The organism is Moorena sp. SIO3E8 (assembly GCF_010692445.1).
Taxonomy (GTDB): domain Bacteria; phylum Cyanobacteriota; class Cyanobacteriia; order Cyanobacteriales; family Coleofasciculaceae; genus Moorena; species Moorena bouillonii.
The window spans coordinates 1,849-27,414 of the sequence record NZ_JAAHHM010000002.1 but is presented as its reverse complement, the minus strand read 5'-3'; the positions used below and the strand labels follow the sequence as shown (position 1 = coordinate 27,414).

Below are 25,566 nucleotides of genomic sequence, written 5' to 3'. Positions count from 1 at the left end.
AATAGGTGATGTCACCAAAGTTTCGATAAGGGTGCATGTCAGTTTTGTTAATCCCTGATTCAGATCCCCCATTATCCCCCTTAATAAGGGGGACTTTTCAATCTAATTCCCCCCTTTTTTAAGGGGGGTTAGGGGGGATCTATGTACCTAATTACAAATTTGACATGCTCCCTTTCGATAAAATTAAAAATGCTATAGTTCAGGTGGTTTATTGTTGAGGGTTAACAGTTAACAAAAAGCCTTACAAAGATAGCTCCTTTGATTTCTGTTTGAGATTAATCGGTTGCGATATAGGTGTTTTAGCTGGGGGTTGAAAAGCCTGTCCATTGCTTGAAGCCAGTGCTGTTAAACTGGAGTGAGCAAAGGGGTTAGGAGCACCTAGGCTTTGAGATTTTAGAGACTGCACTGATGATCGAGAGGGCTGAACTAGGCGTTGTGGCGCTTGGCTCATTAAGGGTTTTAAGGCTTGCTCAAAGTAGGATAAATCCCGTTGTGTCATCTGGGACATGAATTGTCCTTTCTGTTGTGAAAAGATGGTTCCTCGTCTGTCCTTAGCGGCAATTGTGATATCGCCATTGGGAGTTGCTCTCCAGTTGTAGTTGAGTTTACCTTCAACCTGGACAGTATTTCCTTGTGATTGGGCATACTCGACCAATGTATCTGCAACTGCCTTGACACGGCTAAAGTAGTCAGCCTCAGAAGCTCCTAATTGCCGAAATTTTCCCTCAGGTTTCTGTCCCCAATCTAATTGCTTTTTTACCTGTGAAATTTCTTGATATTGCTGTTCACTAAGTTTGGTTTCTCCCTGTACAGTGACCCCTAGAGCACCAGCGCGAAACTTGATCAATTCCTTACCTTTTTTGTCCCTCATTGCATAGGAATTATCCTCGCGATGAATCGTATACTCTGCTGATTCATAGGTATCTTGTCCTGGTGATGCTTGGGAATTGATTAAGCGGACTAAGGTAGCAGCAGCTTCTTTTTGACGGGATGTTTCATGGTAATTAGACACAGCATTTTTGAATTTTTCTACTTTTTCTGAAATAGGTGAAACGACCTTTTCCCACCAACTAGGCTGCTTTGATTGAAGCATTCGGGCTTCAATTAATTCAGATAGAAACTCCGATTGCATAGCTTCTTGTTTTTGTTTTTGAGCACTACGAAGCATACGCATCTCATTAACCTGGGACTGCAAAAACTGCTTTAGTGGTGTATCCTCTAAAGCCTGCACTGACCGTCGTACTGAATATAATCCACCTCTGGTTTCAGTATTAGCTTTTACGGGTTGGACTTTGGGTTTTAAAGGTTGGTTTTGTGGTTGAATTGGACTATATACCTTTTGTTGTTGCCCCTGTAGCTGTTGTTCATCAAAAGCGTTAACCTTTACAACACCTTCATCATTGGTTTGTAAAATAACGATTCCATCCAATTCTACTTTTTTATTGGTGACCCCAACCATCTCTCCTACAGATGACTCTTTGGCTAAAGTCAACTGACCAATGATGTCTGAGTTTAAGTCATTGACCAACCTATCTCCATCTTTACCATAGACTACTTGATCACCGTCGGTAATTTGGATTTCAGGCTCTTGATTACTATTGTATACCTGACCATTGAGTTGTTGACCCTGTCGATTTTGTTCTTGCTTTTGCTGCTGCTTTTGCCTAAAGGCTGCCAGTCCACTTGACCATTTGGAAATGACACCTTGGTATTGTCCTTGTAAAGAGGATACATAGGACTCACTGACTATTGTTACTTTTGCCATGGTTTTAAACTCCTAATGCTCCCAAGCCTAAGGCTCCAAAAATTGCTGCTCGGTGCTGCAAGTTCTGAGTGCGATCAAGCAAAATATTTTTTCCTCGATAAAACACGCAAAGCTGCCCATCGAAATACCAAGCATTGTAGTCACTGACCTGATCGTTGTGCCTAGGCATTTCATAGGGTATGCCTTTGGACACCACTACGCCAGCTAATAATCCATATTGATCAAAAATCTCAATCACATTAGGAAAATAGTCGATGGGTAATGAGGGTAGATCAGATAAGTTATTTGTTGCCCTATCTAAATCCTCTACAGGATTTATTTTATAGTTAGAAAACATGGCTTCCTCCAATTACACAATTTTCAAGTTATCAGATGGCAACCTGTAACCTGTAACCTTGGCCAAAAGGCCACGCGATCGCGTTCAACATGCAACCTTGGCCAAAAGGCCACGCGATCGCGTTCAACCTGCAACCTGCAACCTGTAACCTGTAACCTGTAACCTGTAACCTGTAACCTGTAACAAAGTAACTCATTAAAAACTTCCTTCCAGAAGGTCTGGTGAGACATCTTGATCAGATAGACGTGGAGGCCAATGAGAAGTTGCCGTGGATGAGCTAGATCCAGATTTTGGTATTAGTGCTGGGGTAGGAGAAAATGATGCTGGTGCTTGTCTAGCTCCATCTGTTGGCAATGGAAATAATTGCTCTACTAATGCCATTCTCTCCTTAAGTTGACGCACCCTTTGCTGATTAGAAACTCGGTGAGATACTCTCTTGACTTTAATTAAATGGTCTCGAATACTCTCCCATAAATTTTCTGACCACTCCTGCTCTTTAAGATCAGATTCAGGAATTTGAATTTGTTCTAACAAAGGCACATAGCTTTCTTTGGCTCTTTGATAAGCGGGATTGATGATCACTGCTTTACCAGTAGGTAATTTAATAAACTGAGCGGGCTCTAAAAGTGGTCGCTTGTTTTTTTGATCGGATTTAGAGTGAGAACTGCCCCCTGTGCCACTACTCTTGGATTTGGATTTGAAATGAATTTGAAACTCTCCTAATAGGTCAGAGAAGGTTTTAGCGGAGTCTGGATCTTGGGGATTAAAGATGAACTTTGTAGCTGTACCTCCTAGAATAGCTCTGGTTAGCTCTTTGCCATACCTATTTTCTAATTGTCCTAAGTTTTGATAGCCTAGAATACCACAAAACCCATCTTCTCGGTTTTCATTTAACCAGTTTACCAGCTGGGGTAAGTACAAACTTGGTAGCTCATCTAGGGAAACAACTAGAGGGTCTGTTCGAGGTTTAATTCGAGATACGTTCCGGTTAATAACCATATGGAGGATTGTTGCTAATAGTGGTCCAACAATATCCCGGTTATTTCGATCTAACCCAAAGACGATGAGTTGTTTTCCTTCTAAATCTAAAGGTAAGGTGGTTTTTCCACAAAATGCTCCCATAAAGTCTTTTTTCAAGAATTTTTGGAAGGTTCTCTGAGCAATTCCGATAATCCCGGCTACGGTTTTTTCACTTTCTTTGATACTAATGATTTGGGATAGGGGGCGAGTCGTCCAAACATTTAATTTCTCCTGGGAAGCAAATTCCAATCGGCTGACTAGCTCAGGCAAACTTAAAATTGCCTGAGCTGTCATTATATCACAATATCGCTGATTTTCTACTAAGGTGCCAACTGCCTTTGTTAACAAAAAGATTCCTTCGACTAAACTATCCCCGGCATCTTCAAAGAATTTATCGCCACTGGCTTTTCCGCCAGTTAAATCTGTATTTCGGTTAATGACTTGGGCTATTTGACCGGCTGCGATCGCATCTTCTTCATCTTTGAGTAAATCCAAGGGATTACAGACATCTGACTCGGGAAAACCAGGAGCAAAAATATGTACCTTATAGCCTCTTTTTAAAGCATAACCCACGGCCCGTTTTGCTTGCGCTGGATATTTGAAGTCATATATAATTGTGGGGAATCCTTGGTCAAGGGATGAACGAATTAGAGGGTCACAGACTGAAAAGGATTTGCCTGAACCACTGGCTCCAATGGCGGCAATCCCGCGTTGGGCATCGGGAAGATATAAGGACTCGGCAGCAGGCTTAAACCAATTGAAAGCTTCAGGTTTCCGTTGCTTTTTCAATTTCCCCTGCTTGATCCATTCTTGCTCTTGACGCTTCTGAATGTCTTCGGGAGTGCCGACGTAGAGAGCAACGGAGTTTCTGGAAAGATTAGCCATCTGTTCCTGAGCTTTTTTACGAGCAGCTTTTTTCTCCTTTTTACCTCCCCAATAGCCTGTCGCTAATTGACCTTTCTTGCCATCCGGGATTATCGCTAGCAAACCCAAAGCTATCAAACAGCTGGTGATGGTGATTCCCTGATTAGTTTGGGAAAAATCTATAAGATTTTCTTTGGTAAGTTGCTGGTAAATTAATCCCGGAGGTAGACTAACAACGTAATTTGGAGTCTGGTTCATTTTTCTTTGAAAATCGAAAATTGAAGACAACTATAGCGGTTTTCAATTGGGTGAGGTACAGAGTCCTGGGTTTTAGGGAACAGGGAATAGCGATGCAGCGCGGTCTTGGGGGTTTCCCCCATGAGCGACTGCATCAAGACGGGAATAGGGAATAGGGAATAGGGAATAGGGAATAGGGGGAAAATCCTGTATACCTCACCAAATTAATAAATGCTATATCGTATTTTCAGGCTAGTTTTGCGTAAGTCCGAGATCTTGCACCATTGTCATTGTCTTGATGCAAAGCGCGAGTGGGGGAAACCACGGCAGTCGCTCATGGGGGGAACCCCCAAGACCGCGCTGCCTTCCCAAGACCGCGCTGCATCGCTGTTCCCTATTCCCTATTCCCTTTGATTAATTTAGGTATACCAATCTAAATGCTGAACAGCTTAACAATTAACAATTTTCAAATTAATGACTAAAGTAAGCCTAAAAAGATCGGGTCTTGCTCCTGGTAGGACAGAAATGGTACAGGACCGATGAAATAGGGTGTACACCCTAAATCCACAAACATGTTACGGACACAATAGCGGAAAAATAAGGCTGTACCAGCAGAGCCTTCTGTTTCTGATGTATCCCAAACTACTACCTTAAAGGCATCGCCAAAGGGGTGTCTACCAGTGGGTTCCATCCCATCATTTATTTGTCCTAAAAAACCGGAACCTCCTTCAACTTCTTGATATTTACCACTAATCCACTGCTTACCTTTGATACTTGGCTGACCAGCTAATTCGATATGAGCGCATTCACTTTCACAGGGAACTTTAAATCCTTCTTGATCACTACCGGAAATGGTATTATTGCGTTGAGATTCAGCTATGCCAAAGGCGATATCCAAAATACCAATGGCGCTCCCTTGTGCTTGAATCGGATTGGGAAATTGGGAAAATGGTACTTGGGATAAACCAGGAACTTGAGCGATATTGGTATTCTGCCAATCCTTAAATGCAGCGAGGGGAGCAACATCAATACCAGGTAGGGAATCTAAGCCATAAACCGATAGGTCAAGGGTGTCAAAGGAAAGGTCTCTGAGGTGGGGTGAGAATGCTAAAAAGTCTCCTAAGGTTTCTTTTGGGTCAAAGCTACTCGCCAAATTGATGGATAGTAAACCAAAGACTGGTTGCAGCTGTTCTATAGTATATCTTTCCAAATCAGGGATGGCGTCTACTAAGCTACCTAAGGTTTGGGAGCTCATTAACCCAAAATCTGCTAAGGAAAAATTTCCTAAGTCGAATCCGGTTAGGGACATAATGGTATTTAAGCTAAAATTTTGTAGCTCAAATATCTGCTGAAAGTCTCCTAATTTCATATATTGGTCTGGTGTTTGACCAGCTAACCATGTCCTTGATGGATCATAACCTACGGCTTGAATCACGTCTGAAGACGCTTGAAAAGAACCCCCTTGAGAAATACCGGGAAAAGTTCCGAAGGTGACTTGATTCCAATTTGGTAGTTTAGTTCCCTCCCAAGCTGTGGTTGGCACATAGTCTTGCAGAGGATAACTTGCAGCATTTAATGCTACCTTGGGTTTTACATTTGGTTTTACGTGTGGTTTTACTTGTGCTTCTACCTTGGGTTTAATTTTCGTTTCTTTTACTGGTAGTTTACTGTTTTGAACAGGAGTAAGAGTTGCGACCGCTGTTGGCATTCTTAATCCAGAGGCAATAAGAATACCAGAAAGTACAAAGCAAAGACCTAAGCCAGTGACGAACCAATAGAGTAGAATAAAGGCTTTTCGCCGATGGTTATCCTTTTGCCACCAAGGTTTATTTTTATTGGATTTTATCTGATGGTTACTGCTCATTATTTTTCTCCTGGTTTACCACTTCTTTAGTTAGGACTTCAATGGTGTCTTTTTTTTCATTCATTTGTGAAATGGCTGTTGGAACAGTTGGACGACGACCCATTTTTTGCAATTTATCGGCCAATTCCAAAGAAATACCGGATTGAGTGGCGGCATTTGAAATAGTCTGACCGTCTTTGAGAAAAACGACAAAATTATCTAACTTTCTATGGAGTTCTGAACCCTTGACTAACAGTCCTTGTAAGGTTGCTCGAAAGATCCCCCGCTCTATGGCATCGACGACTATAAAATCTACGGAAGGAGTAGGTTTATTAAATTCAATGACTACTTCGCTAGGTCGGTCAGCTGGAGTCACTTTAAATAGATAAATCTGCCTACCATTAATAGAACGAGTAACTACTGTCAAAAGTGTGCTATTTGTCTTTGGGATACCAGGAATATCAAGTTCTTCAATGCGGCGCAAATGAATTACAGTTGCCTGATTATACTCACAGTTTTTTTTAGCAACTAAGTTATCTAAGCAACCATCGACATCAACAGCAACGAATGAGGGATTATCAATCCAGAGTTTTTCAATCACTTCTCCAGTAGAAATAAAACTGATATTTACTCCATATCCTGGAGCTAAATCTACTGGAATTGGGTTATTTTGAGGCACTGAAGATTGCCCAGAAGAGGTTAGACTTACCCGTCTGACTGCTATAGCTGAATTACCAGGATCTGCACAAGCTGGCTTAGCTAGAAAAAGGGATAAAGCAAATAGTAAAAGAATTTGAGTTTTGGCTGGTTTAATTTTTAACTCTTGACCTAATTGAATTTGCAAGGCTGACAAAAAATTATTCATGGCTAGTTATAAGCTCCTTAAATGAAAAATTTAACCGTCAAAATGTATAGCAGTTTTTAATTAGGTGAGGTACATATTTAGGGTAGGGGTTAGGGCCTGTCTTCAAACTCGGAGATCCCCCTAAATCCCCCTTAAAAAAGGGGGACTTTGAGTATGGCTCCCCCCTTCCGCGCGGTGTCTTCAAACTCGGAGATCCCCCTAAATCCCCCTTAAAAAAGGGGGACTTTGAGTATGGCTCCCCCCTTCCGCGCGGGGGGCTGGGGGGGATCATAATCTTGCGGAAAACTTTGAAAACACGCCCTAGGGGTGGGTTTCTCTTCCCTATTCCCTGTTCCCTGTTCCCTGTTCCCTAAAACCAGAAAATTTGTACCTCACCAAATTGAAAAACGCTATTCTTGATGCAGTCGCTCATGGGGGGAACCCCCAAGACCGCGCTGCATCGCTACTACAACTCAAAAGGTGTGTTGACAAAAATTTGTACTGAACTTCCGGCACCCATGTACCACAATTTGGGCAAATTTTGTAGTCGGCGTGTTGCTGAAGCATTACGCTGTACAATGTCATCAGCAAGAGGTTTAAACCCTCCCTCAAGCACTGCTCCCCATAGGTTGCGGTCTCGACTAGTGAAGGTGCTAGACTGGCTTGAGCCAAAACCACTGGAGGTGATAATTTGACTCCGTTCAGGTTGATTGAGTACTTCTCCTACTTTGGCAGCAGAACCAAACAAGAAGGCGATCATGTCATTTTTGGCGATATCATCAGAACCCCGATCCCAGACATTCGCCACCATGGGATTACCTTTATTTCCTCTGAGACTAATCACTCCTGGGGGTAACTGATATTCTTGGTCATCGATGATTAATGCGATCGCATCACTATTCACTAGTCCACTATCATCAACCATGTCACACCGAAAAACAATTTTGCTACCAGCTTTGAGCAAAACTTGGTTATTTTCATCCACTAGAGGCTCACTCAGACGCACCACAAATCGTTGATCCAAATTTGGTTGTTGAGAATTTCGAGATAGGTTCGACTTTGTCCAAACAATTGGTGTCACTAATTCCCCAGCTGCTTCTTGACCAAAGGAAAATAGCTTCCGTCTGATGGCTCTACCAGCTAAAATACTGGCTTCTTCTGAGATAGCAACTTGATCAGCAAAAATAACGGGAGATCCATTGAGGGGTTGGGGAGGATTGGGAGAGTTGGAAACTCTCTGTACAGCTGGAATTGAGTATGTATTAGCAATAGTAGAGCGTCCCCTGATCCCATTGTTTCGTTGGGCTACTGGTTGTGTTTGTGGGCTTGGTTCCATCATCGCTACATTTTGCTCTGGCGCTTCTGGAGTATTGGCAGAACTCAAACCATAACTTCCTAGTTGGCTCAAAGCCAGCCATTGCTCCATGGGATCTATCTTTGCTGCTGGGGCTGGAGGAGGTGGAGGAGGTGTTGGTGCTTTTGCCACAGGGGGTGGTGTTGGTGCTCTCCGCACTGGTGCTGTGCGCACTGGACGGGGTGGTGGAGCTTGACGAATTACTACTGGTTGCTGCACTGGACGGGGTGGCGGAGCTTGACGAATTACCACCGGTCGGCGCACTGGACGGGGTGCTGGACGGGTTGATGCTCTTACCACAGGAGGGGGTGGTGCTGAACGCACTGCTGGCCTAGGACGAGGTGGTGGAGGTGTTTTCGGTGATGGGGATGGGGGTTCTTCTGACTTGGCCAGCTCTATGGTTGTTTTTGGTCTTTTTTTCTCTTGAATGGCTTGGATCTGTTTTTGTTGCTTGGCTAGGGCTAATTCAGTCTTAAGTCGTCCGATTTCAGAATCGGTCGCGTTTTCCGATTCCTTCTCAACACTGGTGGGAATCGGAGTAACTTTTTCGACCAATTTCTTCTTAGAAGACAAGGAGGTCATTCCTGTAAAAACTAATCCAGCGACTACAGCAATTGACCCAGTTACTGCACCAACGGAAGCACCTTTTGCCCAACCGGATTTTGCGAATTCCTGTTGGGTAACATTTAAGTCTGGATCTAAATCAGCGGTACCATTAGTCGATGCTATTCCCCCCTGAGTGCTAGGATTTTGTTCTTGGTCATAACTAGTATCAAATTTTAGCAACTCAGCTAATGATTCTTCTGTCCATGTCGGGGCGGTATTCTCTGCACCATTGTTCTGCTGAATCAGAGTTTTTTTACTCATTTCTTCTTCAGATTTATGTTCGAGACTTTGGACATCAAAGTCTTTGAGATCTGATAGCTTCATAATTTCTCCCAGTTGCTGTAATTATTCCAGTTGATGTAATAGTCGCACAACACGGATGTATTAACACCGACGAATACCTGGATTATTGGACTCTTGTAATCAAGACTATTCGACTCATGATTCAGGTTTATTTCGAGTCTAAATCTTTGATACTGACCACCTCCAAACCTTTTTCTCTAGCTTTAGCAATAATTGGAGGTAGACTATCCTCTGCCATACCTGGTGAATACTTAGGAGGCTCCACTGCCCGTACATGAACCTGTTTGTTGAAGGGAATATAGCTAGGCAAATTATTGGTAGTATCTAGAACGGTTAACGTGCCAACCAAATCGATTGTCCATTCCCCTTCTTTTATTTTAATAGGTTCTCTGACAAATTGGGGGACAAAAGCAAATTGTGTTTTGCCCTTAAATACGTTGGATGGCGTTAAGTCTACTAACTTTAAGAGAAACGGATCACGAAAATCATCGGCTAAGGCAAAGCTAGCTTTCCAGGCTTGAGTAGATATTTTACCTCGACGCCTACCTTTGCCATTAATTTCTACTCCTGGATCAGAGTCTAAGTTAGAAAAGGGAACGCCATCTTTTCCAGGTAATCGCCCTGTCCAAGTAAACAGGTCACTCATGGTTTTAATGGTAAATGCTTTAATTACCTCTGCTGTCCGTTCTTTATTCCCAATGGCTTCTACAGCAGTGGTTTCACCAGTATTCAATTGCACCAAGGAAGGAGCTGGCTTATTAGCTAGCCTGGCTTGAGCGCCATACAACAGGGCTAAGAAAAACAGAATTAAGGTATTGTAAGCAAAGTTGCTGATTAAGATAATCCCCAGACTATCCGTCACATTGAAACTGGATAACCAAGTACTCTTCTTACCTCTTTGGAGAAATTTTAGCTTATTCTGAGGAGAACTAGTCGTGCTGTCCATTTATTTCAAGCCTCCTAATACAAAAGCACTGAAGGAGTTTAAGCTATTAAAAATAGCTAGACCTCCTCCAGCGGCTAATACTAACGCTAGGATGGGGGCAATTAATCCAGCGACAAACGCAAAAACTAATGGGTTATAACTCTCAGCATTAACAATTAATGTGGCGACTAACCCAACAATAATGTTGTAGCATATTTTCACTAAACCGATGGAGAAAAAGCTAATTAACCAAGCGTAAATTGCCTTAGCTCCCACAGGTAATAATGTGGCACCAACCGCTAATGGTCCTAATAGTCCGGTTAGCAACATGGAAACTTCTGCTACCCACTGAAATGCCATACCAATCGACATTAACCAACCCGTTACTGCGGTTTGTAACGCAAAGCCGACTCGTTCAGTAACATTCAGAGGATTCAGCAATGAACCAATTTGAGAGAGCAATGCCTGAGATGAGGGTTGTAATGTTCTAGAAAACTCCTGTGCTTGTTGCTCTGCATTTGTTAAACAATCCACCTGTTGTTGAACATCGACGATAGAATCACATTGAGAAACCAAGGAATCAATAACCGCCTTTGCCCCAATATTTTCTGTTACAATTTGGTAGGATTCTTGCAAAGAAATTCTGGCAGATGTGTTTTGCAGTAGTGAATTAGAGGTATTGTTGATTACACTTCTGAGTCCTTGGGTGCCATTGGCTAACATTGCTCCATCATTCGCTAACAAAACCGCGACTAATAAGGGCCAGATGATCTCAGACCACATAATTGGCTCATCGTATTCTATTAAAGCTTTTGCCCATTGAGTCATGAATAGAACTAAGCTTCCCACGGCAAAAAACACCCCCAGTGTAGCGATCACAGCATACAACCCACCTCCGAGGACTTCACTCCAGAGCTCATTCATGGCTTCTGCGATCGCAATTTGTCCGGTACGACCATTCTGGATAATCTGAGAGGCTCCATTACTAAATTGAGCGATTAAGTTGGGGGTGACTATCATTTAATGATTACCTCTTTACGTGATTAGTGATGGGATCAGCAAAGTTGAAACATTGGGGAGAGTGGGTAGATGAAGAATTCGCAGAGATCGGCAGACGGAGGAAATCCGGAATATAAGGACGAACAGACATGGCGATCGCTACACATGGGGATAAACAAAGAAGGTAGGAATAGGGACAAGCAGGTAAGCTAGACCAAGGAGACATAAGAGAAATAGTTGTGAGTGAGGAGTGTTATAGCGCTACGCGCAATGGCATTGGCAAGAGGCAAGAGGCAAAAGTTCACTAAAAGAGCGTTTCAGCTTGTATCAATGTCAAACACCTTAATGCGTAGTCCTATAAGTGCTAAGTGCGGAGCGTGAGTCAGTTCAGAATTGATAAATAATTGAAGAATTCTGGATCCAGATAACTGTTGACGGTTAACGGTTAACAATTAACGATCAACAGTCAACAGTTAACTCTTTAGCTAACTAAAACAAGCCACTTAAGGAGGTAATTCTCAAAGTTTCCATACCAGCGCCCAGTTTTTGGTATTGATCTGCCTGAGTTTGTCCATCCAAAGCACGAGAGATATTGCTTTGGAGCATGTTAGAAATTTCTTGTCGTTGCGCTTCTTCAACGGTAGCGGCTTGCAAAGAGCCGAGTATGGCGGCTTGACGAGCATTCTGAAGAGCGACTTCTTTGATCACATTCTGAGTAACTGTCTGATTTTGAGCTGTTTGTGCTGATTGCTGTACCTGTGAAACAGTATCCTGCATTTGCTGTAGCTCCTGGATTGACTGCTGCTGTCCTTCTTGACTCAGAACACGAGAGGCTGACGCTCTAGCAACTTGCCTTTCTACTTCATTAGCAAGTTTGTCTCCTTCATAAATTGGGTAATCGCTTTCTTGGAGACTTTCCTCAATTGAAGCTCTGACGTCTTCCACATCGGGGATACCTAAAACTCCCATGGAATCTTCCAATGCTGATTTCAAATCGTTGTCTATGGTTTCTGGTAGATTGGTAAATTCATCGAAGAAATTTGTAAAGTAAGACTTAACCTTCTGAAATTCCTCAACAAACGAGTCAACAAAACTATCCACAATTCCACCAGAAGCATAGGCTGGTTTAGGAACTGTTGTAATTAGGGTACTAATAATTAACAACTGTAGCCAAGTTTTGGTGATATTTTTAGCCATGATTGAACTCCTTGATTGAATAGTTACGAAAAAAGCCTAAAGACTGAGAACTGAAAGCTAAACGATAAAAGCGTATCCCTGACTCACCTAGATCATCTTCTATTTTGAAGGCTTAATTTTGAAGTCTAACTTCTGCTCTCGGATCGGGTAACTTTGAAGTCACGACTTGGACTTCTGAATTACGCATTTCGGCCATTTTTTTACTAGCATAATGCATAGCCATAATTTTATCCTGGGGATGTAAGCGCATTGCTGTCTGACGAATTGCTGATTCTTCAGGATTATTAGCAACAGCTGTTAACAGTGCTGAACCGGGATAAAATCGACAGTAGGTGTAAATCCCATTGTCATCGAGTAACCATTGAGAATACATTCCTTCTTGTTTAGGGAAAAATCCTTCTGTGGCATTTTTGTTAATAATCTCTGAAGGATATTTCAAAATATTGACAAAGCTATCCACTGCTGTTGGTTGAATTCTCCCTACTAAGCGAGTTGTTATATTCTGAAAAATTTTCGCGGCACTGGGAGACTTGGAAATTGTATCTGGATCTTGAGCCGATAAAATTACCCGAATTCCGGCTTTTGCTCCATTAGCACACAATCTGCCAATTAATTCAGCAATGGAATTATACTGGAATAGAATGGGACTTTCATCGATGAAAAATATACTAACCGGCGAGGCTAAAGAACGTCTTAAGGCTGCTGAGTAAATCCCTAAGGAGAGTAGTGCAGCATCTTCGTCACTACTAATATTCCGTAAGGCAAAGACTAATAACTGAGCATCACTTCTAAAGGTAGAAGGACGACTAATTGCTTGTCCTACTCGGCTATTGATCCAATACCTCAGTCGCAATTTGACTTGATCCAAGGCTTGAAGGATATCCCCAGATACAGAGGTAACCCGCAATCTTTCTAAGGAACAAAAATCAATAAAATCTGCCAGGGTAGGCATTAATTGCCATTCTTGAGAGTCTAAGCCATTGATATTTGCCGCTACATAACGGTCATGGATTTGATCATCATCAAAAAAGGCTTTGATTGCTAAGCTTAACATGGCTCTGATGTTATCCGTATAAGTCCGGTCATGAAACGTCGTGGAGCCAAGAACCATTAGCATTAGTGCTTCGACTAAGAATTCTTTGTATTCTGTAAGTCTCTCTTGTTGTAGTTTAGCATCTAATCCCTTTAAATTGGGCAATTCAAAAAGATTAACTGCCTCTCGACCAATATCAAAATAAGCTCCTTTATCCCCGAGAAAAGCGGTGTAGTCACTAAAGGTAGAACTGCCATCGGGTTTTGGATAATCCATAGCTGAGATGGGGATACCATGAGCCAAGGCTTGGGTAATAATTCCTGATGCCAACACAGATTTTCCACTGCGGGTGGTTCCGAAAATACCTAGGTTTTTATGCTGTTTGAATAAGTCAATAAAAACTGGCGTACCCCCTTCCGCAGAGATTAATTCAAATCCTGTTCTATCCACTGTCCGGGTTTTGACTACTGGCATTAACCCTGGTGCAATATGGCTTAAATAGGTATGCGATCGCTTAAACGGACGCATTAATAGTCTGCTCCAGGAAATTGGTAAGGTTTCTAGCCATATTTTCCAAGGATATTCGGTCTCCCTTACCATCCAAGCTGGTGGCGGAAAATAAGATTTTAACGTATAACACGCCTGATCTAACTCTTGTGGAGAATCGCGATGGACTAAGAAAACAACCGAGACATTAAATGGCACAGCTCCTTCATATATAGCAGCCTGAGCCTCGACATTTTTCTGAATATTTAATTGGGCTTTAACATTAATCGTATTTTTCTCTTCTGCATATTTTGAGGAGACATTTGCCTGTTTCGTCAGCGAATGCATTTTGCTGGTTACTGTTTTAATATTCGCTTTGGAAATCTCACAAAAACAATCGGTGTCATAGACTTCATCTTTTGCCATGACTTGCCAGAGATAGCGCATTTGGGATTCTTTATTCCTCCACCCCTCAGGCTTGTCTAAAAAGAGCATGACTGCCGTATACTGGTCTTTGAGATTAATCCAACGTCGATCAGCAAATGGAATAGCGGTATAGTCTTCCATTAACAGAGAAACCGGGTGGATTTCTGAGTAAACCTCCTCGGTAACTCCAGCTTCAGTTAAGGAAAGCAACTGGGGAACTGAACGAGGTGGTGTATTATTAAATCGCTGCCACACATAATTCCAACACTCTTGAGCAGAAAGAGGGCGAATCGATAGACCCATTTGATTGCTCAACAGCCTTTCCCAAAATTGATAGCCATTATTAAAGGCAATCTCTATCACTCTCTCGATCTGCTGTTTTTCATACTCATCCAGCTTGCCAATGAATCCGTTCCACCACTTGGTAGCTGTCATCAAAAATTCTTCGATTTTATCAGATGCTCCCTCTCGACCTGATTCTACGGTATAGGTAGCAAATAAATACAAGGTCTTTGGCTTTCTAATTCCCCCTTTTGTCAAGTCTTGAATTCGCTTCTTTTCTCCCATAATTAGGTACTTTAACTCGTTAGATTCGGTACCCTTTATCAGCTGACTCAACGTGTTTTGTCTATCAGTGTCATCAGTGAAAGACGTTAGGTGAATAGTGAGGGTTTCCTGCTCTGGGAAATCTTTTAACCCAGCTTCGATGGCATCAAAAACCGGATCAATTAACTCCTGGCGTAAGGTGGTGTGTATGCCTCGACATTCAAAACCAAACACAAATTTATAGGAAGCTTCTCCTTTTCTGAGAATGTATGCCCCAACATCAGACCCATCAATTCTGACTTCTAGGAAACTCGCTAACTTACAGTCATCCTCGAACGGCTTTAAGGTTTTCTTTTTACCATTTCCTACATCAACCCGCTTCTTTCCCATCTTTTGTTTAGCTTGATCGTGAGCTTGAGTTGTTGTCATACTTTTTAGCCTTTGCCCTTTGCCTTTTCCCGTTTAACATCTAAAAGTCTTTGGTATCTACCCATTCCTCTTGTCCATTGAGGTACAGGTATAAACTTAGAAAGAAATTTCCAATGGCTAGAGGAAGTTAGCACCCACCAAGTAGACATACCCCAAACTCCGAAACAAGATGTCCATACCCAACTAGCTCCTAGTACTCCCTTGATGATGTAATAGGCAAGTGCCCAAATTACTGCCCAGGGGATAAACTGATCGGCTGGAATAGGACCAATTCTCGGTTTTTCATCAAGAGTTCGGTTAACACGACGGAATTGTTGTTCTGAATTATTTGCCATAGGTCAAGCTATTTTGGATCAGACTTGCGTTCCTATCAGTGATTGAAAAAACCTTCAATCTCAATAAAACCCTGACTACTCATCCCTTCAGCTAGATAAAACTCAACAGGCAAATTAGATAAGCGCGTAGTTTATGCTCCTGTGCCAGTAATGTAGGTTGCTAACAGATCACCCAAGGTAACTACAATCAAAATGATGATCGGAGTACGGGCTAGGGTTTTCCAGTCATCATCTTGTTGGGCAGCATTGACTACTTTTACCAATGAAATACCCAAATAAATGAGGAATAGTGCTCGTAAAACGTTAAACACCAGGGACACCAAATCGGCGTCTACTTCAGGAATAGCACTAGTTAGCCAATCTTCTGCGACTCTGAAAAACTGGGCATGGGCTGGCGCAGCGGTAAAGTCCAACATAAACCACAGAAAGGCGAATAGGAAAAGACAGGCTCCTAAACCATATTTCCTGATTAGCCGTTGAATTTGATTCCCAGAATTACTAGGTTGGACTCCAATCCACTTCACTCCCACAACTAGACATATCAAAAATGATACAGCCATCAAAGGAGTGAGGGAGGTACTGATATAGAGATCCAATGCCATTGCGATCGCAGCCATGCCCATTAAATAGCCCAAGGGCACTTGCTTCAACTGAGCAAACAACTTAGCAAGCAACTTAGCAAACATAGTTTCTTTACTTTTCCAACGCTGTTGTTGACGAGGTGACATCGCAACAAAGGACTTGTTGACCATGGTGAATTTTTCTTCCCGTAAATATTCTGACTCTTATTGTGATACAGAAAATTTTGAAATCGCAAAAGCGATCCCAGAGGAATAGTTCAATTTATCTTGATTAATAAATGTTACTGATTTAACGAGCATTTTTAATAGCCTAAATGATTGTAATTGTTTCACCCCAGGGATTACAGTTAGTTAACCTCTCAATATCATTGGCACAGCTCCGCAAAAGTATCAAAATGTTACTCGTCCAAAAGGAATAGATAAATAAACTTAATTTTAAGAAAACTCTGATAAAATAAAAAAAACTTAACAAAAAAAACGCTGAAACCCAACCTATAGGTAGAGGCGTTTGTACTTAGTAGTTAATAAGCTATTTTGCTGAAAAGATAACTTAAGTAATTAAAGTACAACCACTAAACTTAAAACATTAATGGATAAAGCATTTATATTTGAGTTGTGAGCATAGGATTGAACGAAAAGGGAGCAGGGAGCAGGGAGCAGGGAGCATTAGGAAAGAGCTTGGAGGATTTTTTGGTGTTATTAAAAACCGCTGCATTGCTATTCTCTATTCCAAACTTCCTTCTTCTGACTTCCCTACGGTGCGCTTTCCGTAGGCGAATTTAATTCGCCACGGGTCGCACCGCTCCCTACTCCCTACTCCCTACTCCCTACTCCCTAAAACGTTGTAACTCACCCAATTTAAAACTGCTATATCTACTTCACCAAACCACTGCGAAGTGCTTGCACTGCTGCTTGTGTTCTATCGTCACAGCACAGTTTCCAAAGCAGAGACCGAATGTGAGTTTTAACTGTGCCAAGACCTAGCAATAATCGCTCGGCAATTTCGTCATTGGTATAACCGGCTACGATCAATTCCAAGACAGTTAGCTCCCGTTCAGTCAGTGGATTTTCCCTAAGAATTTGATAATAGTCAGGCTCACAGGAATTGATTAAAGTAATCCCAGAAAAATTCTTAACCGGTGACTTGATACTATTTTTTAGGAGATAACCAGCTATTTCTGGATCAATCCAGTGTTGCCCTTCATAGGTAGCTCTCAAAGCATCTAAGAAAGTACTGGTGTCTACATTAGTTTTCGGAAAATTGATACGTTTTAGATAATAAGAATCTACCCCAGCCCCAAAAGCGCTTATAACAAATTCTTCTGATGTGTCCCAAGATAGGAGCAATATGTTAGTAAAAAATGCCACTTTCCAATTTCTGACTAACCGCAATAACGCATCACTATTGCTTGAAGGCTCTAAATTAATGACTACTACGTCCGGGTTAGATTTTTTTAAAAAGGCCGCCACATGACGCATGCTAGAAACTTGGGACACCAAACTGACTTCCTTGTACTGCTCCAAGACTTTTCTTAGACCCAACTGCACCAAATCACCCCTCTCAATCAGTAACACCCGAATTTCTTTGATTACGTTCATAACCATAGACTAGAACACTGATACCGAAATTGACAACTTAAGATGTGTTTGCTGACCTAACAACCCAAAAAAAAATGGAAGCGATTGGCCGTAGGCCACGCTACGCGAACGCGCTCCATAGCTCAATTGAGATCAGCAAACTGGTGATCATGAGTCGCCACTTACCGAAATTGTTTCCATCGGTTGATTAGTGCTTTGACCCAATATTACTGATGATACAACTCATAAGAGTAGGTTTTTAACAAAGACGTGAGGCGCGGGGTGTGGGGTGTGGGGGGTAGGGTGTGGGGGGTAGGTTTTTTACATTTGGGTAAAACATGGGACGACCCAGAGGGAGAGGAAAAGGAAAACAACGAACAAGCGATGCATGCATCGCTTTCTTATCCCCCACACCCCACACCCCACCCCCTACACCCTACTCATAAGGGTGGGGGGTAGGGAAAATCAGTTCTTGTTTTCTAGGGCGCGAATTAGAGCTGATAGTAATCTACCATTCGACTCGCATTGGCTAAGAAGGGAGTCAATAACTTCACCCGACCCTAACTTCACCCTTTTCGATAGTAGAAGATGAGTTTCTAATTCTTTGAGGGAACCTTGTGCAATATATAAAAACTGAATATACTCAAGTCTTGTTTTTCTTCCATATCCCTCAGCAATATTAGCTGGAATTGAAGCTGATGCATAGGCATTTCTGGGAAATCATTCCATAAAGTTCTTCTTTGGGAAAATGACGAGTAGCTAAATAGCACATCTGAGCTAAATCCATCCCTACCTGCCAAACCTTTAGGTCACGATAAGATTCTATTGTCATTATATGATACAAGTAAACTATCTTTCTTCAACCCCACACCCCACACCCCACACCCCACACCCCACACCCTGTCTCCTTTTTAGCTTTGTTGTCACCCCCTCAGCTTATTTACCCTTAGTGGGATTTTTGGCTTGCTCTAAGGCAATTTCTTTAAGGGCTTGATAAGAGTTGATATTAGAAGCACCCTCAATTGCCTTGACCGCTAAATCCTGAACTTGTTTGAGGGCAGTATCGAGTTGCTGGGAAAGACTGTGTATCCGTGCTGAGGATTCCTTTATTGTCTGTTCCAGGGATTCAATTCTTAGCTGATAGACACGATTATTTCCTTCTAATTCCTTATTCTGCAAGTCGGCTTGAATTTTCACCTGGTGGCTAGCAATCGCTTTGCCTTCTTCTTGGGCTTTTTTGATAGCGACAGATTTTTCCTGGTCGAAGGCTTCTACCTTAGTTTTTGCTTCTTCAAACTGCTTCTCTCGCTCTGCGATCGCATTTTCCCGCTCTGCCCATTGTTTCTCTTGTTGTTGCCTTGTTTCCTCCAGTTCTTTGTATAAACCTTCTTGGTTATGCTTGTAAGCTTCTTCATCTAAGCTGCGTTGTAGGGCTAAATTATAATCATATTCTTTAGCATCCCGATCACGGATTTTCCTCTGTTCTTCATTGCGTTCTTTAATAGCTCGTTGGTGTTCCTCTTTTTCTTTGTACCAGGATTGTTGTAACTGATTTATTTCCAGCTCTAACTCTTCCCGTCTTTGGTAAATTTCTTCATCGAATGCTTTAGAGCTATTCTGATAGGTTTCGATTAAGGTATCTAAGGTCTCGTCTTGAATTTCTGATAAATTGTGGAGTTCAGAAAGTTGTTGAGTTTCCTCAGTAACCCCTGTTCTTAATTCTTCTAGCTTAGCCGCTTCTGATGTTAGTTTTTCCGACAACTCACTGACACTACTACCAAACCCTAATTGCAGCTTAACCAGGCTGTCAAGGGTATACATCATTTTGTCTTTCATGACTTTTGCTGATACTGATCCATTAGTTTGCTTTTTTTCCACCGTGGATACTTGAAGAGTTCCCGCATTGTTCATCTGCTTCATTTCTTTTTCCAAAGCATTTCGTTCTGCTAGTAATTCTTTGTAAGCCTCTAAAATTTCTGCTTTGGTGTTCTTGCTGTTAGGTTTGCGTGTCATACTTTCAAGGTTATATTCTATTTGACAATTTCTGAACTGGTATCACTATTCACTAATTTTTAGCCTTGCTGCTTGAAGAGCCATCAAAAGCTTTTAAGGTCAGGGCTTGGGACTGTTTCAGGGTCTCTTGTAGCTGACTATATAGATTTTCTATTTGTTTATTTTGTTTTTCTATGTGTTGCTCCAGAGACTGAATTTTAACGTCATAACCCTGTTGAGTAACTTCCCACTCTTTGGCGAGTAAATCAGACTGTACCTTAGCGTCGTTTTGGACTTTTTTAATGGCTTTGTCTTTTACTTTTTTAACGATTTCATCTAGCTCAGCTGGGAAAGCTTCCACTTTCTGTTGATACTCTTCAAACAGGGCTTGAGATTCTTCTAGCTTCTGTTCTCGCTCAGACCATTGCTTGTCTTTTTCTTGATTGGCCTCTTGTAATTCTCGCTCCTGGTTACGGCTCAGTTCTTCATACTGATCCGTCTCAATTTTACGGTTACGTTCTAATTCGTATTGATAGTCAGCTTCTTGGCGTTGTCGTTCCCGAGTCAATAATTCGTTTTGTTCTTGACGTGCTATTTCAAAGTCTTCTTGGTCTTTTTGCCAAAGCTTACGTTTTTGCTCTTGGTCTTTTTCGATCTCTTCTCGCTGTTGATCTGCTTTTTGCTCTAGAGATTTCAGCTTTTCCTGGTGCTCTTGATTCAGCAAATGTAAGGCATCAGCTACAACTCGAATTTGCTGAAGGTATTGCAAGTGTTCAGTTTCTACCTTAATCGCCAGCTTTAGCTGATCAAGTTTAGAGGCTTCTGAGGATAATTTTTCTGACAATTCATTAACAATGGTGCCAAACTCTAGCTGTAAATCAGCCATTCCTTTGACAATATTATCAACGGTATAGTTTGAGGCCGTTTCCAGCACTTGTTGATTTTTAGCTTTTTCCGCCTCCTCTTCTTTGGTGGCAATTTTTGAGTCAATGTTTTGCCGCTCTTTTAGGATTTGCTCAAAGGCTTGGAAAATTTGGTCTTTACTGTCTTTTGTGGCAACCATATAGTGTGTTCCTTTGACGATATTTAGATTTTTTTACTTGAAAATGATTAGTTGAAAATTGCTATAGCGCTGCGGCCAGGGAATAGGGAGTAGGGAGTAGGGAATCGGGAATCGGGAATCGGGAATAGGACTTACGCATTTGCCCCCTAAATCCCCCAATTCTGGGGGACTTTGACATCATTCTCCCCAGAATTGGGGGGCTAGGGGGGCGAAATAAACTTAACCGCGTAAGTCCTCGGGAATCGGGAATAGGGAACAGGGAAAAAATAGGTGTGTGTATTTCATTAATATAGGAAACGCTATAGTAGCCGGTGGCTGTTTAGCAATATTGATCCACTAACTACTCCCTACTAGAACAGTGCTCTTAGAACAGTGCTCTTATCTGAGATAATTCCCAAACAAGAGGTTTCCCTATCAGCCAGTTACTAACGGGGAGTACCCCACACTACCCACAGGGATACGCGATCGCTTAGCGTGGCTGTAGGCCAATCGCTGCTCTACAATCCTTCGTTGTAGGAGCGATGTGATGGCTCTAGGGGTGTGGGTGCAATGGTTAAGAGAAAACAATAAAGTAGTACAAATGTTCTACTTTATTGTACTGAAACTTGAGTGGATAAGTCAAGGGCAAATTGCCCATGGTACCCTGGAACTCAAGTAGCTGTGTAAGACAAAACACCCGAAACCCAGTTTATACAAGGGTTTCAGGCTTTAATTAGTCAGAATTTACTCAAAACTCGGGGATTTCAGCTATAGGGAATAGGGGATCTGGGCACAGCGGATCTGGGAACCAGCGGATCTAGGTAGAACCATGAAGGATTAAGACATAGTAGATGCACCCTGAGTGATCCCTCAGCTACCCGCTGGGGATTTTTTTTGTTCACTCTGGTCTCAACCAATCTATCAGTTCTATGTGGAATAGCCATCTTGGCTGTCTCCTTAGGGTAAGCATTTCTAATTTCTTCCGGAGCGAGACAGAGTAATGAAGGATTAAGACATAGTAGATGCACCCTGACTAATCCCTCAGCTACCCGCTGGGGATTTTTTTTGTTTAATTTTGTCTCAACCAATCTATCAGTTCTATTTGGCTTACCCATTTCTAAATTCTTCCGGATCTAGATAGATCAATGAAGGATTAAGAAATAGTAGATGCACCCTGACTCCTTCCTCAGCTATCGGCTGGGGATTTTTTTTGTTCAATTTTGTCTCAACCAATCTATCAGTTTTATTTGGCTTACCCATTTCTAATTTCTTCCGGATCGAGACAGAGCCATGAAGGAATAAGAAATAGTAGATGCACCCTGACTCATCCCTCAGCTAGCCGCTGGGGATTTTTTTTGTTCAATTTTGTCTCAACTAATCTATCAGTTCTATTTGGCTTAGGCATTTCTAAATTGTTCCGGATCTAGAGAGAGCAATCAAGGATTAAGAAATAGTAGATGCACCCTGACTCCTTCCTCAGCTACCGGCTGGGGATTTTTTTTGTTCACTCTTGTCTCAAGCAATCTATTAGTTTTCTTTGGCTTACCCATTTCTAATTTCTTCCGGATCTAGATAGACAAATGAAGGATTAAGAAATAGTAGATGCACCCTGACTCCTTCCTCAGCTACCGGCTGGGGATTTTTTTTGTTCACTCTTGTCTCAAGCAATCTATTAGTTTTCTTTGGCTTACCCATTTCTAATTTCTTCCGGATCTAGATAGACAAATGAAGGATTAAGAAATAGTAGATGCACCCTGACTCCTTCCTCAGCTATCGGCTGGGGATTTTTTTTGTTCACTTTTGTCTCAACCAATCTATCAGTTCTATTGGGCTTACCCATTTCTAATTTCTTCCGGATCGAGACAGAGCCATGAAGGATTAAGAAATAGTAGATGCACCCTGACTCCTTCCTCAGCTATCGGCTGGGGATTTTTTTTGTTCAATTTTGTCTCAACCAATCTATCAGTTTTATTTGGCTTACCCATTTCTAATTTCTTCCGGATCGAGACAGAGCAATGAAGGATTAAGAAATAGTAGATGCACCCTGACTAATCCCTCAGCTACCCGCTGGGGATTTTTTTTGTTTAATCTTGTTTCAACCAATCTATTAGTTCTATTTGGCTTACCCATTTCTAATTTCTTCCGGATCGAGACAGAGCAATGAAGGATTAAGAAATAGTAGATGCACCCTGACTGATCCATCAGCTACCGGCTGGGGATTTTTTTTGTTCACTCTTGTCTCAACTAATCTATCAGTTCTATTTGGCTTAGGCATTTCTAATTTCTTCCGGATCTAGATAGAGCAATGAAGGATTAAGAAATAGTAGATGCACCCTGACTAATCCCTCAGCTACCCGCTGGGGATTTTTTTTGTTTAATCTTATCTCAACCAATCTATCAGTTCTATGTGGGATAGCCATCTTGGCTGTCTCCTTGACGTAAGCATTTCTAATTTCTTCCGGATCGAGAGAGACCAATCAAGGATTAAGAAATAGTAGATGCAACGTGACTAATTCCTCAGCTACCCGCTGAGGTTTTTTTTATAGACCTCTTGCAAAAGTCTAAAAATATCGATCAAGAGCACTGTCTTGATGCAGTCGCTCATGGGGGAAACCCCCAAGACCGCGCTGCATCGCTTACTAGGTGCCCCTGGCAGTAGAATTATACTCAAAGCATTACTGGAAAATCCTTTCGGAATTTAAAACCTCTTAGTTTATTTAACAAGATAAATTTAAGGAAGAACATCACATATCCCGATGGGTAAAAGCCTTAGCATTCTCACCAACATAAGTAGCCGCAATGTGACCATTCCCTGTAACCTTGTATTTGTAAGTTACTAATCCTTCTAACCCCACTGGACCACGAGGGGGCATTTGTTGAGTGCTAATTCCTACTTCTGCTCCAAACCCATAACGGAAACCATCGGCAAAGCGAGTAGAACAGTTGTGGAAAACATTAGCGGCATCCACTTGATTTCCGAAGCTATCTGCTACCTCCTGGTCTTCAGTAACAATTGCATCCGTATGTCTGGAACCATAAGTATTGATATGGTTAATCGCTTCTTCTACAGAATCTACTACTTTGATAGAAAGAATTAAATCACTGTATTCTGTAGACCAATCCTCATCCGTTGCTACCGAGATTGGAATAATCTCACGGCTAGCTTCATCCCCTCGCAATTCTACATTACGCTTTTTCAAAGCTTCTGCTGCTAGGGGCAGGAAACGAGGAGCAATTGCTGAATGCACCAGCAGGGTTTCAATAGCATTACAAACAGCTGGATATTGCGTTTTAGCATCAACGGTGATAGTTACCGCTTTCTCCAAGTCAGCTGCTGCATCAATATAGAGGTGGCAAATTCCATCAGCATGACCGAGTACTGGAATACGAGTATTCTCCTGCACAAACCGAACAAAAGCATTCGACCCTCTGGGAATAATCAAATCCACATAGTTGTCTAGTTGTAACAGCTCTTTGATTTCTTCTCTAGTGGTTAACAACTGTACCGTTGCTGGATCAACTGCTGTCGTAGATAATCCTTTATGAATTGCTTTGACTAGGGTTTCACAGGAGCGAATTGCTTCTTTACCGCCTTTGAGGATAACACCATTACCGGATTTAATCGCAAGAGAGGTAATTTGAATTAAGGCATCGGGACGAGCTTCAAAGATAACTCCTAAAACTCCTAAGGAACAAGTGACTCGTTTGAGGATTAGTCCTTGATCCAGTTCTCGATGAATTTGGACGTTGCCTACAGGATCACCAAGGTTGCCCACATCTCGCACCCCCTGAATAGCCCCCTTGAGCTTCGTTTCGTTCAACTTCAGGCGATTGTAAAGGGGTTTCGGAATGTTATCTGCCTCAGCCGCTTGGCAGTCTGCAGCATTCGCCGCTAGGATTTCCGGTGCTGCAGCTTCCAAGGCTTGGGCTATTGCCTCAATAGCTTCATTTTTAGCCTTTGTTGAGAGAACGGCTAACTTCTGTGCAGCTTGACGGGTTTTTTGAGCGATCGCACTTAGGGGTATGGATGCAAGTGGTGTAGCTGTCATGGTTTTGATTTTGGAGGCAATACCAATATTTGATCAGAAGTGTAGCAAATTGACGCTCCCAAAGGGTGCAGGCACTGGTATTCTTGGGTATTCTTGGTTGCCCGAAACCGCCATCATCGGCTAAACCATCTCTTATACATAAGGTTAACTCTTTGGTTAACGTTGGAAAAACGCGATCGCATACAGCAGCTGTCGATAGTAGTAAATAGCTTACGCAATTCAGCCATCGATACCCCTTAGTTGGTCGAGCTGTGATCTAACAGCAAGACACTCAGGGGTTATTTTTTTTGGAACAGCTCAAAGGCTTGTCCCAGCTAAATACTAGTTGTCTGAGGTCTGAGCAACTGGTCTTACCGTGAAGTTATACCATTGGTTAACTATAAGAAAACCCGTACGCATACAGCCGCTGTGGATAGTAGTAAATAGCTTACGCAATTCAGTCATCAATACCCCTTCATTCCTCTGTCTGTGATCTAAGAGCAAGACAGGGGTATTTTTTTTGTGTAACAGCTCAAAAGCGTTTCCCGGCTACATACTATTTGTCTGAGGTCTGAGCAACTGGTCTTACCGTGAAGTTATACCATTGGTTAATATAAGGTTAACTTTGCGAAAACGCGATCGCATACAGCCGCTGTGGATAGTAGTAAATAGCTTACGCAATTCAGCCATCGATACCCCTTAGTTGGTCGAGCTGTGATCTAACAGCAAGACACTCAGGGGTTATTTTTTTTGGAACAGCTCAAAGGCTTGTCCCAGCTAAATACTAGTTGTCTGA

General features: G+C 42.1%; 23 protein-coding genes. 3 read left to right on the top strand and 20 right to left on the bottom strand.

Annotated features, from left to right (window positions below; all coding sequences use genetic code 11):
• Nucleotides 1–241: 241 nt before the first annotated feature.
• From F6K46_RS00815 to F6K46_RS00770, 10 genes are all read right to left on the bottom strand, one after another.
• Entirely contained in the window at nt 242–1,765 is a 1,524-nt protein-coding gene (locus F6K46_RS00815) for a hypothetical protein (protein WP_293026787.1), read from the bottom strand.
• A gap of 4 nt (nt 1,766–1,769) precedes the next feature.
• The gene (locus F6K46_RS00810) at nt 1,770–2,102 is read right to left on the bottom strand and encodes a hypothetical protein (protein WP_009149093.1); all 333 of its coding nucleotides are present in this window, start codon (nt 2,100–2,102) and stop codon (nt 1,770–1,772) included.
• Nucleotides 2,103–2,133: 31 nt separating this feature from the next.
• On the bottom strand, nt 2,134–2,298 hold the full coding sequence (locus F6K46_RS00805) for a hypothetical protein (RefSeq protein WP_293116702.1): 165 nt from the start codon (nt 2,296–2,298) through the stop codon (nt 2,134–2,136).
• Nucleotides 2,298–4,244 (bottom strand): type IV secretory system conjugative DNA transfer family protein, encoded by a 1,947-nt coding sequence (locus tag F6K46_RS00800; RefSeq protein ID WP_293055019.1) that lies wholly within the window; start codon nt 4,242–4,244, stop codon nt 2,298–2,300. The genes F6K46_RS00805 and F6K46_RS00800 overlap by 1 nt, the downstream gene beginning before the upstream one ends.
• Nucleotides 4,241–4,378, bottom strand: a complete 138-nt coding sequence (locus F6K46_RS00795) for a hypothetical protein (protein WP_293055017.1) — start codon at nt 4,376–4,378, stop codon at nt 4,241–4,243. The genes F6K46_RS00800 and F6K46_RS00795 overlap by 4 nt, the downstream gene beginning before the upstream one ends.
• A gap of 323 nt (nt 4,379–4,701) precedes the next feature.
• Nucleotides 4,702–6,087, bottom strand: a complete 1,386-nt coding sequence (locus F6K46_RS00790) for a hypothetical protein (protein WP_075896959.1) — start codon at nt 6,085–6,087, stop codon at nt 4,702–4,704.
• Nucleotides 6,077–6,931 (bottom strand): hypothetical protein, encoded by an 855-nt coding sequence (locus F6K46_RS00785; RefSeq protein ID WP_293055016.1) that lies wholly within the window; start codon nt 6,929–6,931, stop codon nt 6,077–6,079. Before F6K46_RS00785 ends, F6K46_RS00790 begins: the two co-directional genes overlap by 11 nt.
• A gap of 445 nt (nt 6,932–7,376) precedes the next feature.
• Nucleotides 7,377–9,194, bottom strand: coding sequence for a TrbI/VirB10 family protein (locus tag F6K46_RS00780; protein ID WP_293055015.1), 1,818 nt, complete (start codon nt 9,192–9,194; stop codon nt 7,377–7,379).
• A gap of 127 nt (nt 9,195–9,321) precedes the next feature.
• Nucleotides 9,322–10,119, bottom strand: coding sequence for a hypothetical protein (locus tag F6K46_RS00775; protein WP_293055013.1), 798 nt, complete (start codon nt 10,117–10,119; stop codon nt 9,322–9,324).
• Nucleotides 10,120–11,118, bottom strand: a complete 999-nt coding sequence (locus tag F6K46_RS00770; protein WP_075896951.1) for a hypothetical protein — start codon at nt 11,116–11,118, stop codon at nt 10,120–10,122.
• Nucleotides 11,119–11,187: 69 nt separating this feature from the next.
• Between F6K46_RS00770 and F6K46_RS00765 the strand changes: the two genes are divergently transcribed.
• Nucleotides 11,188–11,310 carry a hypothetical protein gene (locus F6K46_RS00765; protein ID WP_293055011.1) on the top strand — a complete coding sequence of 41 codons (123 nt, stop codon included), beginning with the start codon at nt 11,188–11,190 and terminating at the stop codon, nt 11,308–11,310.
• 276 nt (nt 11,311–11,586) lie between these two features.
• Here F6K46_RS00765 and F6K46_RS00760 read toward each other — a convergent pair whose 3' ends face one another.
• The 5 genes from F6K46_RS00760 to F6K46_RS00740 form a co-directional block, all read right to left on the bottom strand.
• Entirely contained in the window at nt 11,587–12,294 is a 708-nt protein-coding gene (locus F6K46_RS00760) for a hypothetical protein (RefSeq protein ID WP_293055009.1), read from the bottom strand.
• A gap of 112 nt (nt 12,295–12,406) precedes the next feature.
• The gene (locus F6K46_RS00755; protein ID WP_293055007.1) at nt 12,407–15,214 is read right to left on the bottom strand and encodes a hypothetical protein; all 2,808 of its coding nucleotides are present in this window, start codon (nt 15,212–15,214) and stop codon (nt 12,407–12,409) included.
• Between the two features lie 5 nt (nt 15,215–15,219).
• A complete protein-coding gene (locus F6K46_RS00750; protein WP_075896945.1) occupies nt 15,220–15,549 on the bottom strand; it encodes a hypothetical protein in 330 nt (109 codons plus the stop codon).
• 131 nt (nt 15,550–15,680) lie between these two features.
• Nucleotides 15,681–16,301 (bottom strand): hypothetical protein, encoded by a 621-nt coding sequence (locus F6K46_RS00745; protein ID WP_293116699.1) that lies wholly within the window; start codon nt 16,299–16,301, stop codon nt 15,681–15,683.
• A gap of 702 nt (nt 16,302–17,003) precedes the next feature.
• Nucleotides 17,004–17,735: a response regulator transcription factor gene (locus F6K46_RS00740; RefSeq protein ID WP_293055002.1), complete on the bottom strand. Its 732-nt coding sequence runs from the start codon at nt 17,733–17,735 to the stop codon at nt 17,004–17,006.
• A gap of 300 nt (nt 17,736–18,035) precedes the next feature.
• On the opposite strand from F6K46_RS00740, the gene F6K46_RS00735 reads away from it, so the two are divergent.
• The gene (locus tag F6K46_RS00735; RefSeq protein WP_293116696.1) at nt 18,036–18,167 is read left to right on the top strand and encodes a hypothetical protein; all 132 of its coding nucleotides are present in this window, start codon (nt 18,036–18,038) and stop codon (nt 18,165–18,167) included.
• A gap of 6 nt (nt 18,168–18,173) precedes the next feature.
• Here the strand turns inward: F6K46_RS00735 and F6K46_RS00730 are convergent, their stop codons facing one another.
• From F6K46_RS00730 to F6K46_RS00715, 4 genes are all read right to left on the bottom strand, one after another.
• On the bottom strand, nt 18,174–18,386 hold the full coding sequence (locus tag F6K46_RS00730) for a four helix bundle protein (RefSeq protein WP_269087114.1): 213 nt from the start codon (nt 18,384–18,386) through the stop codon (nt 18,174–18,176).
• A gap of 1 nt (nt 18,387) precedes the next feature.
• A complete protein-coding gene (locus tag F6K46_RS00725; protein ID WP_269086947.1) occupies nt 18,388–18,540 on the bottom strand; it encodes a four helix bundle protein in 153 nt (50 codons plus the stop codon).
• A gap of 104 nt (nt 18,541–18,644) precedes the next feature.
• Entirely contained in the window at nt 18,645–19,721 is a 1,077-nt protein-coding gene (locus F6K46_RS00720; protein WP_293054998.1) for a hypothetical protein, read from the bottom strand.
• A gap of 52 nt (nt 19,722–19,773) precedes the next feature.
• Nucleotides 19,774–20,763: a hypothetical protein gene (locus F6K46_RS00715; RefSeq protein WP_293054996.1), complete on the bottom strand. Its 990-nt coding sequence runs from the start codon at nt 20,761–20,763 to the stop codon at nt 19,774–19,776.
• A 526-nt stretch (nt 20,764–21,289) separates the two neighbouring features.
• Here F6K46_RS00715 and F6K46_RS00710 point away from each other — a divergent pair.
• Entirely contained in the window at nt 21,290–21,421 is a 132-nt protein-coding gene (locus F6K46_RS00710; RefSeq protein WP_293054994.1) for a hypothetical protein, read from the top strand.
• A gap of 2,065 nt (nt 21,422–23,486) precedes the next feature.
• Here F6K46_RS00710 and F6K46_RS00705 read toward each other — a convergent pair.
• Nucleotides 23,487–24,791 (bottom strand): glutamate-5-semialdehyde dehydrogenase, encoded by a 1,305-nt coding sequence (locus F6K46_RS00705; RefSeq protein WP_293054992.1) that lies wholly within the window; start codon nt 24,789–24,791, stop codon nt 23,487–23,489.
• Between the last annotated feature and the right edge of the window lie 775 nt (nt 24,792–25,566).

What these genes read in the sequence shown, in the direction of transcription:
- F6K46_RS00745 (WP_293116699.1), bottom strand. Translation starts at nt 16,301, where the DNA reads ATGGTCAACAAGTCCTTTGTTGCGATGTCACCTCGTCAACAACAGCGT.
- F6K46_RS00765 (WP_293055011.1), top strand. Translation starts at nt 11,188, where the DNA reads ATGAAGAATTCGCAGAGATCGGCAGACGGAGGAAATCCGGAATATAAG.
- F6K46_RS00775 (WP_293055013.1), bottom strand. Translation starts at nt 10,119, where the DNA reads ATGGACAGCACGACTAGTTCTCCTCAGAATAAGCTAAAATTTCTCCAA.
- F6K46_RS00725 (WP_269086947.1), bottom strand. Translation starts at nt 18,540, where the DNA reads ATGACAATAGAATCTTATCGTGACCTAAAGGTTTGGCAGGTAGGGATG.
- F6K46_RS00760 (WP_293055009.1), bottom strand. Translation starts at nt 12,294, where the DNA reads ATGGCTAAAAATATCACCAAAACTTGGCTACAGTTGTTAATTATTAGT.
- F6K46_RS00780 (WP_293055015.1), bottom strand. Translation starts at nt 9,194, where the DNA reads ATGAAGCTATCAGATCTCAAAGACTTTGATGTCCAAAGTCTCGAACAT.
- F6K46_RS00790 (WP_075896959.1), bottom strand. Translation starts at nt 6,087, where the DNA reads ATGAGCAGTAACCATCAGATAAAATCCAATAAAAATAAACCTTGGTGG.
- F6K46_RS00785 (WP_293055016.1), bottom strand. Translation starts at nt 6,931, where the DNA reads ATGAATAATTTTTTGTCAGCCTTGCAAATTCAATTAGGTCAAGAGTTA.
- F6K46_RS00770 (WP_075896951.1), bottom strand. Translation starts at nt 11,118, where the DNA reads ATGATAGTCACCCCCAACTTAATCGCTCAATTTAGTAATGGAGCCTCT.
- F6K46_RS00815 (WP_293026787.1), bottom strand. Translation starts at nt 1,765, where the DNA reads ATGGCAAAAGTAACAATAGTCAGTGAGTCCTATGTATCCTCTTTACAA.
- F6K46_RS00800 (WP_293055019.1), bottom strand. Translation starts at nt 4,244, where the DNA reads ATGAACCAGACTCCAAATTACGTTGTTAGTCTACCTCCGGGATTAATT.
- F6K46_RS00805 (WP_293116702.1), bottom strand. Translation starts at nt 2,298, where the DNA reads ATGAGTTACTTTGTTACAGGTTACAGGTTACAGGTTACAGGTTACAGG.
- F6K46_RS00715 (WP_293054996.1), bottom strand. Translation starts at nt 20,763, where the DNA reads ATGGTTGCCACAAAAGACAGTAAAGACCAAATTTTCCAAGCCTTTGAG.
- F6K46_RS00705 (WP_293054992.1), bottom strand. Translation starts at nt 24,791, where the DNA reads ATGACAGCTACACCACTTGCATCCATACCCCTAAGTGCGATCGCTCAA.
- F6K46_RS00795 (WP_293055017.1), bottom strand. Translation starts at nt 4,378, where the DNA reads ATGCAGTCGCTCATGGGGGAAACCCCCAAGACCGCGCTGCATCGCTAT.
- F6K46_RS00755 (WP_293055007.1), bottom strand. Translation starts at nt 15,214, where the DNA reads ATGACAACAACTCAAGCTCACGATCAAGCTAAACAAAAGATGGGAAAG.
- F6K46_RS00740 (WP_293055002.1), bottom strand. Translation starts at nt 17,735, where the DNA reads ATGGTTATGAACGTAATCAAAGAAATTCGGGTGTTACTGATTGAGAGG.
- F6K46_RS00810 (WP_009149093.1), bottom strand. Translation starts at nt 2,102, where the DNA reads ATGTTTTCTAACTATAAAATAAATCCTGTAGAGGATTTAGATAGGGCA.
- F6K46_RS00750 (WP_075896945.1), bottom strand. Translation starts at nt 15,549, where the DNA reads ATGGCAAATAATTCAGAACAACAATTCCGTCGTGTTAACCGAACTCTT.
- F6K46_RS00710 (WP_293054994.1), top strand. Translation starts at nt 21,290, where the DNA reads ATGGCTCTAGGGGTGTGGGTGCAATGGTTAAGAGAAAACAATAAAGTA.
- F6K46_RS00720 (WP_293054998.1), bottom strand. Translation starts at nt 19,721, where the DNA reads ATGACACGCAAACCTAACAGCAAGAACACCAAAGCAGAAATTTTAGAG.